This is a genomic window from Acidobacteriota bacterium, assembly GCA_021161905.1.
Taxonomy (GTDB): domain Bacteria; phylum Acidobacteriota; class B3-B38; order Guanabaribacteriales; family JAGGZT01; genus JAGGZT01.
This window is the reverse complement of sequence record JAGGZT010000024.1, coordinates 1-8,337: the sequence shown is the minus strand read 5'-3', so window position 1 is coordinate 8,337 and position 8,337 is coordinate 1. Positions and strand designations below refer to the sequence as shown.

Annotated in this window: 8 protein-coding genes; all 8 read left to right on the top strand. The window is 44.9% G+C overall.

The features are described 5' to 3' along the window. Positions 1 to 1,098, top strand: a 1,098-nt coding sequence (locus tag J7L64_04070; GenBank protein ID MCD6451525.1) for a hypothetical protein, incomplete at its 5' end; no start/stop codon positions are given. Next, positions 1,088 to 1,555, top strand: coding sequence for a type III-A CRISPR-associated protein Csm2 (gene csm2, locus J7L64_04065; protein ID MCD6451524.1), 468 nt, complete (start codon positions 1,088 to 1,090; stop codon positions 1,553 to 1,555). The genes J7L64_04070 and csm2, both read left to right, overlap by 11 nt. After that, positions 1,521 to 2,348: a type III-A CRISPR-associated RAMP protein Csm3 gene (csm3, locus tag J7L64_04060; GenBank protein ID MCD6451523.1), complete on the top strand. Its 828-nt coding sequence runs from the start codon at positions 1,521 to 1,523 to the stop codon at positions 2,346 to 2,348. The genes csm2 and csm3 overlap by 35 nt, the downstream gene beginning before the upstream one ends. Beyond that, on the top strand, positions 2,332 to 3,414 hold the full coding sequence (gene csm4 / locus J7L64_04055) for a type III-A CRISPR-associated RAMP protein Csm4 (GenBank protein MCD6451522.1): 1,083 nt from the start codon (positions 2,332 to 2,334) through the stop codon (positions 3,412 to 3,414). Before csm3 ends, csm4 begins: the two co-directional genes overlap by 17 nt. Continuing rightward, a complete protein-coding gene (gene csm5, locus J7L64_04050; protein ID MCD6451521.1) occupies positions 3,411 to 4,532 on the top strand; it encodes a type III-A CRISPR-associated RAMP protein Csm5 in 1,122 nt (373 codons plus the stop codon). The genes csm4 and csm5 overlap by 4 nt, the downstream gene beginning before the upstream one ends. Beyond that, the gene (locus J7L64_04045; GenBank protein MCD6451520.1) at positions 4,529 to 5,905 is read left to right on the top strand and encodes a hypothetical protein; all 1,377 of its coding nucleotides are present in this window, start codon (positions 4,529 to 4,531) and stop codon (positions 5,903 to 5,905) included. The genes csm5 and J7L64_04045 overlap by 4 nt, the downstream gene beginning before the upstream one ends. A 173-nt stretch (positions 5,906 to 6,078) precedes the next feature. After that, on the top strand, positions 6,079 to 7,284 hold the full coding sequence (locus J7L64_04040; protein MCD6451519.1) for a glycosyltransferase: 1,206 nt from the start codon (positions 6,079 to 6,081) through the stop codon (positions 7,282 to 7,284). Between the two features lie 198 nt (positions 7,285 to 7,482). After that, positions 7,483 to 8,337, top strand: an 855-nt coding sequence (locus J7L64_04035; GenBank protein ID MCD6451518.1) for a trehalose-6-phosphate synthase, incomplete at its 3' end; no start/stop codon positions are given.

Sequence of the window (8,337 nt, the reverse complement as noted above, 5' to 3'; positions counted from 1 at the left end):
GCGAGAAATGCCTCTTTTCTGTTTGAGGAGGAAGTTGGAGAGCCGGAATCGAGCGAGTTGACCTGGTCTTATATCCTCGAGAGTACCTTTGGTGTTCGCTATCAGCTTATCCCTGAGGAGAAAAAAGAGGATCGTCTCGGTAAGAAGGGAATTCTCTATCGCTTGAATGACACAAGATTTCTGTCCGAGGATGAAGGAGAGTGGAGATCTCTTGGCGTTGGTTTCAAGTTTATGGGGAACCATACCCCTATTATCAAGGGAGGAGGAATCGCTGACTTTGGCAAATTAGCGGAACGGTCAGAAGGAGCTTCCTATTGGGGAATAGTAAGGATGGATGTGGATAGCTTGGGAGACCTTTTTATAAAGGGCTTTTCTGACGAGGAGAATGGGGGAGAGAATTACGCTTCCTTTTCCCGGTTATCCTCTTTCAGCCGGATACTTTCCCTCTTTTTCGAAGGATATCTAAACAATATCTGTAAGGAGACGGGAGAGGATAAGCTTTACATAATCTACTCCGGTGGTGACGACCTTTTCGTCGTCGGCTCTTGGGATGCGGTTCTTTCTCTTGCTCTCCGGGTAAGGGAGGAATTTAAGGAGTATGTTCGGAATGAGAGGATCACCATCTCAGGCGGTTTCGATCTCGAGAAAACAAAATACCCCCTTTACAAGGCAGCGGAGAAAGCGGGGAACAATCTTGAGCAAGCGAAACAATACGAAGAAGGCAAGAAGAGGAAGAATGCGTTTTCCCTCTTTGGGCAGGTGCTTTCTTGGGAAGAGTTTGAAAAAGCGAGAGAACTGAAGGAGGAGTTGCTCGTTCGGATTAAGGAAAAAAAGCTTCCCCGGAGTTTTCTCCATAAGTTAGCACTTGTCTATCACTGGTACCAGAAGGAGGTAGAGAAGGAACGGAAGAAGAGAATTACTCTAAAGGAGCTCGACAATATGGTTATTTACGGGCGGTGGAAGTGGATGCTCCACTACTACCTCGCCCGTAGAGGAGGTGGGGAATTAGCTGGAAAAATAGAACGGTGTATTAATTACCTTAATGTGCCCTTAAGATGGGTAGAATTATTAACCAAGGAGAAAGAGGATGAGAGATAAACAGCAAGCGGAGAGAAGAGATCAAAAAGATAAAAAAACAGAGGAGGTTAAAGGGTATATCAAAGGGTTGACAAATTTAAAAGATTATATAGCTGAGAAGTTGGTGAAACATGCTGAGGAGTTAGGAAAATTATTGGCGGCTGGACGAGAAAAGGAAATTTCTAAGCGACAAATACGGTTAATATTTAGCGCGATAAAGAAGATGGAATTGCGGGGATTTGATAGAGGCAGATTACTTCTCCTAAAGCCAAAACTTGCTTATCCTTATGGAAAAAACCGTAAACTTAAGCAATTTAAGGAGATAATAACCATCTGCATCGATAAGGTTAAAGACGAGGATGATTTTAAAAAATTGGTAGATTTCGTGGAGGCTATCCTAGCCTACCATAAAGCTTATGATAACACTTATGAGGAGAAGAATAATGGAAGTGAGGAAAGCGTTAAGCCTCAAAGGTAAGTTCATCGTAACGGGGAAGATAAAGGCAAAGACCGGTCTTCACATAGGAGGAAGTGGCGGAAAGCTCGAGATAGGGGGGGTGGATAATGTTATTATTCGGGACCCGATTACTAATAAACCCTATATCCCCGGCTCTTCACTTAAAGGAAAGATGCGCTCTTTAGTAGAACGGGCTAAAAACAAAGAGTTGGCTAAAGTAGTTAAAGAGCCACTTATCAGAATCCATCTTTGTGACAAAAAGAATCCAAATCCTTGTGAGGTATGCCGCGTCTTTGGCGCCCCTGGGGATTACGAGAAGGAGTTTCCCAGCCTTCTCACGGTGCGCGATGCCTTTCTCGATGAAAAAATTGAGGTGGGCGGCGAGGAGAAGAGTTGGGAAGAGGTTGAGGGGAACACCGATCTCCCCTATTCCGAGGTAAAAGCGGAGAATACGATAGACCGGATTACCGCTCAAGCTAACCCAAGGTTTTTGGAGAGGGTACCCGCTGGTTCCCGTTTTAATTTCGAGCTCATCTTCGACTATTACGAGGGAATAGTTCTTTCTACCGATTTCAAACTCGTTTTTGAAGCGTTGAGTTTGCTCGAGGACGATTATTTAGGGGGGTGTGGAACAAGGGGGTCGGGCAAGGTGGCGATAGAAATCGAATCCATAAAATGGAAGGAGATATCGGTATATGAGAAGGGAGAGGATGGAAGAGAGATAATAAAGGGGAGTCTAAAGCCCAAAGAGGTGATTCAGAAGATAGAGAAGATAATCCAAAATTGCGAGGCTAACGATGATCGAACGGGTTAAGCTTATTCCTCGAGGAGCATTTCATTTGGGAGAACGGGGAATAGGGCTTGAGGAGACAGCGGAGATCATCCATTCCGACACCCTGTTTTCCGCCTTTTGTCATGCGTTTCTCCTCCTTTATGGGGAAGGTGAGCTTACTCTGCTTCTTCAAAGGTTTCGAGAGAGCGATCCTCCGTTTCTTATCACATCGGCTTTCCCTTATTTGGAGTTTAAGGATCTATACGATCTATTCTTCTTTCCCTGTCCTCGCTTGTGGAGGGATGAAGGTAGTAAGAAAGAGAAGAGATCTGTGGGTGATCGTAAGTTCGCTAAGAAAGCGATCTATGTATCAAAGAAGGTTTTTACCAGATTGATTTCAGGAGAGGAGGTAGAGCCGCCAAAGGGAGGTGAAAAAGAGCTTCTTTCTGGTAAATGTTGGCTTTCTGAAGAGGAGTGCGAGAATCTTAAACGAGAGCTTAATGAGGTTAGATTCTTAAACGAGTTTTCCTTTTTCAAGGAGGAAGAGGTTCCTCGAGTAACCTTGGATAGGGTTCAAGGAAGGGCGAACATCTTTTACTTCAGCCGTATTCGTTTTCACCAAAGCCCATCTCGATCTGCCGGTTATTTTTTCTTGATTCGCTATCTGGATGAGAAGGTGAGAGGAAAATTTCAATCAGCCCTGAGACTACTCGGTGATATGGGGATTGGTGGTGATCGTAGCGGTGGGAATGGCCAGTTTACCCCCTCCTTCGAGGAGGATAATCTTCCTTCTCCCTCTTCCCCTTCTCATTTCGTCACCCTTTCCCTCTATTACCCGAAGCGAGAGGAGATAAAGGAGGGGTTGATCGGGGATGAGGCTTCCTATGAGCTTATATTAAGAGATGGCTGGATATATTCTCCCAGGCTTAAGAAGGGCTTAAGGAGGAAGGGGGTCAGAATGTTCACTGAAGGTTCCGTTTTGGTTGATATTGGGAGGGATGAAATGGGAGCTTTGGTCGATGTCTCTCCAGAAGTTGGGGATAATGCTCTCCCCCATCCGGTTTATCGCTATGGATTTGCCTTTAAGATAGGAGTTGAGATCAAATGAGCGTAAGAGAGATTAGAAGATACCGCTTTAAGGTCCTTACCCCCCTCCATATCGGGAATGGTGAAAAACTTTCTTCCCACTACGATTTCATTGTCAAAGGAGATATTTATTTCAGGATCGACATTGATCGCCTCATTGAAAACCCAATGCAGGCACAAGCCCTTTCCCGCTCTTTAGAAAGAAAAGACTTTAAGATCGGATTTTTCCTCGCGGAAAGAGGAATTCAGCCAGAAAAGGTCTCTCAATATACCTGTCGATTGGAGGGAGGGACTATAAATAAAAAAGAGGTTAATCAGCACATCCGCGATATTCACCATCGACCTTTTATCCCCGGAAGTTCGATAAAAGGAGCAATCCGCACCGCTGTATTTTGTTATCTCCTTAGGAGGGATATCGGTAAGCTCAAAAGAGCTATCGAGCTTTTATCCAAAGAGGATAATAAAAGAAAGCCGAAGAATTTTGATGATGAGTTGATGGGAGAGGTGTTGGGTAAGGATCCCCATCATGACTTACTCCGACTGCTTTCCGTTTCCGATAGCACCCCCTTTGCTAAAGAGTGGCAAGCTATTCGAAAAGTGGCGGTCTCCCAATTAAACGGCAAGAAGATATTGGATATTTTTGTTGAAGCAGTAGAGCCAAAAGCAGAGGGCGAGGTAGAGATTTCTTGGAATAAGCATCTATTATTTAGGATTATCCAAGAAAAAAAGGAGGGTAAATTTCCCTTACTCGATGGTTTAAATGGGTTTGATGGGTTGCTCTCTATTATTAGAGACTACTCTGAGAAGCTACTCGAAAGGGAGAGGAAGGTATATGAAGGGGGCGAATATTCGAGGGTAAGAGAAACCATAGATAAGTTATTGCGAGAGCAAAAAAATAAGGAAAAGGGTTTCCTTCTTCCTTTAGGCTGGGGCGGAGGAATGGCTACCAAAACGGTGCTCCATTTAATAGATGATCTGAAATCTCTTAAGGACCTCTTTAAAAGGATTGGGAGAGGAAAACCCAAGTTTACTCAGGTGGGAGGGAAAGTAACTTTCCCCCGTACTCGGCGGATCGCTTATGAGGGAAATACCCTCTCCTTTCCCTTAGGCTGGGTTTCCTTCGAGGAGGTTGAGAAATGAGGATACTCGTCCTAGCAAATATAGGAAATAGGGATTTGGAAAAGGATGGAAAGTATCTTGAAAAAATAAGAGAAGAAGGAAAGGAGATATTGGATAATTTTGAGAAACACAAAGAAAAACTTCGTGCTCCCATCCTCTCGCCAACCCTTGAGTACATTGGAAAGAAGAATTCGGAAGCTAAGATAGAACTCCTTATGTTTGCTACCGATCAACCTAAAGGTTCTGAACATTGGAAGAGTGATACTTGTTATATTGCTGAGTGTCTTAAAAGAATGTGGAAAGAGGGATTGCTTGCTGAAGAAATTGAAGAGAAGAATAGAGGTGGTGCTTGGGTAAGGAGAATAGAAAAGCACCCCGTTTATTATGATACATTAAGTAGATTTTACAAGAAGGATCTTTCTCGAGAAAAGGTGATGGATGGATATGACATTTACTATCTTTCGGTTACCGGCGGTACCCCACAGATGAACTTTGGCCTTCTTTTCTCGGGGGTAGAACTTTTCGGTGATAAGTGCCGAGTGGTTTATAAGCCTATTGGAGAAGATCCCTTAGAGATCAATATAGCGGAAGAGATTAAACGCTCTGTTAAAATTCGCATTGCCCAGGAGCTTATAAAAAAGTACGAGTATGAAGGAGCATCCTTACTCCTTCAAGAGCTGGGCTATAGTGAAGCGGCGAGCTTGGCCAAAATAGCCGCTTATAGACTCGGGTTCGATTTTCAAAGGGCTTCTTTTGAGGCGGATGAGCTTAGAAAAAAGGCCACATCGATCAGGGAGCGCGTTTCCGATCTTTATTCTGAATTCGAAAAATTAAGGGAAACGGAGGATATTCCTGTCAAAGTTCATGAACTATATTTCAATATGAAGGTATGCTTTGAAAAGGGTCGATATGTTGATTTTCTGGGCAGGCTATATCGTTTTATAGAGGCTGTGCTTAAGTTGATGGTAACAAAGGAGTTCGGTATTTCTTCCGAGGAAGAGGATTTCGAGAAGGATATCGAGAAATACCCCGAGCTTAAAGAGTTTCTTGAAAAAGAAAAGCTTAGAATAAAGCCAAACACTCTGGTTTTACGCAAGTGCCTTGAATGGAAGTGGAAGGAGCTTAAGAATTATCCCCCCGCTTTTTCCAAAGTCTCTTTTTTATGTGACAAATTACTTCCCCTCCGAAATAAGAGCATAATGGCTCATGGGTTTAAAGGAGTTTCCTTTAAGGAGATTGCTGAGGCCTTATCTAAGCAGGATAGAGGAAAGGAAGAGGTACAGAGTTATATATTTGATGAACTTCTAGGAGAGGTACTCCGGTCTCTTGAGGTTGAGACTACGAAAGATCCGTTCTTAAAGATAAATGATATGATAATTTCCCTCATTCAGTAGATCTCTTTGCGATAAGGCTATTTCTATTCCATCACAAAGTTAAAGCAAGGAAGTGTTTTTATACTTCTTTTTTCTCTCCTCTTGACAATCAATCTTTTTGGAGGTTAACTTTGGGGGTGAGATGATGAGGGAGCGAGCTTCTTTCTTTAGGTATTATTTAGGAGGAGTGATAAATGCGAACCTTGGAGGATTATCGGGATATTGTAGGGAAGGAGGTAATAGCTGATATCCACAGGCGGGCGAGGCGCCTTTATGGAGTGCATATACTCCATATCAACTCCACCTGTATCGGTGGTGGGGTTGCTGAGATCCTCAACAGCTTCATCCCCCTGATGAACGATATAGGGGTTGATGCGGGCTGGCGCCTTTTTCACGGGAACCCGGATTTCTTCACCATCACCAAGAAGTTCCACAACGCCCTCCAGGGGGAGCCGATAAATTTCACCGAGATGAAGAAGAAGCTTTACATCCAAGCCAACGAGACCTTCTCCTCCTATACCCACATCGACCATGATTGTGTTTTCATCCACGATCCCCAGCCACTTCCTTTGGTTAAGTTTTATAAGAAGAAACAACCTTGGGTCTGGCGTTGTCATGTGGACCTGTCCCATCCCAACCGGGAGCTGTGGCGTTTCCTCGAGGGGTTCATCCTCAGGTACGATGCGATGATCATCTCCGATGAGAAATACCGCAAGGATATCCCTATAGAACAGAGGGTGATCTATCCCACCATCGATCCCCTCTCCCCCAAGAATAAGGAGCTGGCGCCCAAGGTTATCGCTAAATATCTCAAGAAATTCGGCATCCCAAACGATAAGCCTATAATACTCCAGGTGTCGCGATTCGATAAATGGAAGGACCCGAAGGGGGTAATAGAGGTGTTCGAGCTGGTCAAGGAGGAGGTTGATTGCCGACTGGTCCTCTGCGGGAATATGGCGACCGACGATCCCGAAGGAGCCCTCATCTACGATGAGGTTAAGGAAAAGGCAAAGAAGTGGATGGAGAAGGGCGATATCATTCTCATCACCTACGATAACAATATATTGGTGAATGCCCTTCAGCGGCAGGCGGCGGTGGTCGTCCAGAAGTCGATCCGGGAAGGATTTGGGCTGGCGGTGACCGAAGCTTTATGGAAGGAGAAACCGGTAGTTGCCTCCAATGTGGGCGGTATCCCACTTCAGATAAAGGATGGGGAGAGCGGTTTCCTGGTCGAACCAAGGGATACAGAGGGTTTTGCTGAAAGGATATTGAAGATTTTGAAGGACCCCGAATTGGCGAAGGGTTTGGGAAAGAAGGGCAAGGAGACGGTTAGGAAGAACTTCCTCATCACCAGAGCCCTGATCGATTATCTCGATCTCTTGTGTGACCTTCTGAGCTAAGTATATTTTCTTTATGTCTAAAATCTATAATAGTAGATACTTTGCTTGGTGAGAGGGATTTCCTGTCCTACGGGGAGGGAAGGTTTCTTTCTTTTTATACGCTCTCTTGCCGGGTAGTTTGAATTCTTCCCTTAACTTTTCCCCTTTTCTGAGATATAATCATTTTTAGCTTAAGCTAAATCGGCAAAGGTTTTTAATATGCTGAAGAAATACAAAGGTAAATTGCTTTTGGTCTCCAATAGGCTTCCGGTGAGCGTAGCGAAGAAGGGGGAAAGTGTTTTCTTGAAGCCGAGTGTTGGTGGGTTGGCCACCGGGGTGGGTTCTTTCTATAAGTCGTACCGGAGCCTATGGATCGGTTGGCCCGGGGTTGTGCTTAGTGGCGGAGAAAAAGAGCGGAGGATGATAGAAGAAATCCTAAGGGAGGAGAATTGCCTCCCGGTTTTTCTTTCCCCTTATGATATTGAGAATTTCTATCGTGGTTTCTGCAACAAGACAATCTGGCCCCTATTCCATTATTTCCCCCTTTATACCGTGTTTAGCGACAGGTTCTGGAGGGCGTACAAGCGGGTGAACCAGATCTTCTGCGAGGCGGTGCTCGATGTCGCCGAGGAGAAGGATATCATATGGGTCCACGATTTTCAGTTGATGTTGCTCCCCAAGCTGATCAGGGAGAGGCTACCCGGGGCGAAGATAGGTTTTTTCCTTCATATACCGTTTCCCTCCTTCGAGATGTTTCGTCTCCTTCCCTGGCGAAGGGAGATATTGGAGGGGATATTGGGGGCGGACCTCATAGGTTTTCATACCTACGATTATGCCCTTTATTTTTTAAACAGTGTCCGGAGGATATTGGGTTATGAGCCGACCTTCGGGCAGATGTTCGTTGGCGATCGGGTGGTGCGAGCGGACGCCTTCCCTATGGGAATAGATTACGATAGATTTGCCAAAGGAGTGGAGGATCCCTCGGTTCAGAGGGAGATCAGCAGGATCAGGAGGAAGGTGAGGAATTATAAGATCATCCTCTCGGTGGATCGGCTCGATTACACCAAGGGGATC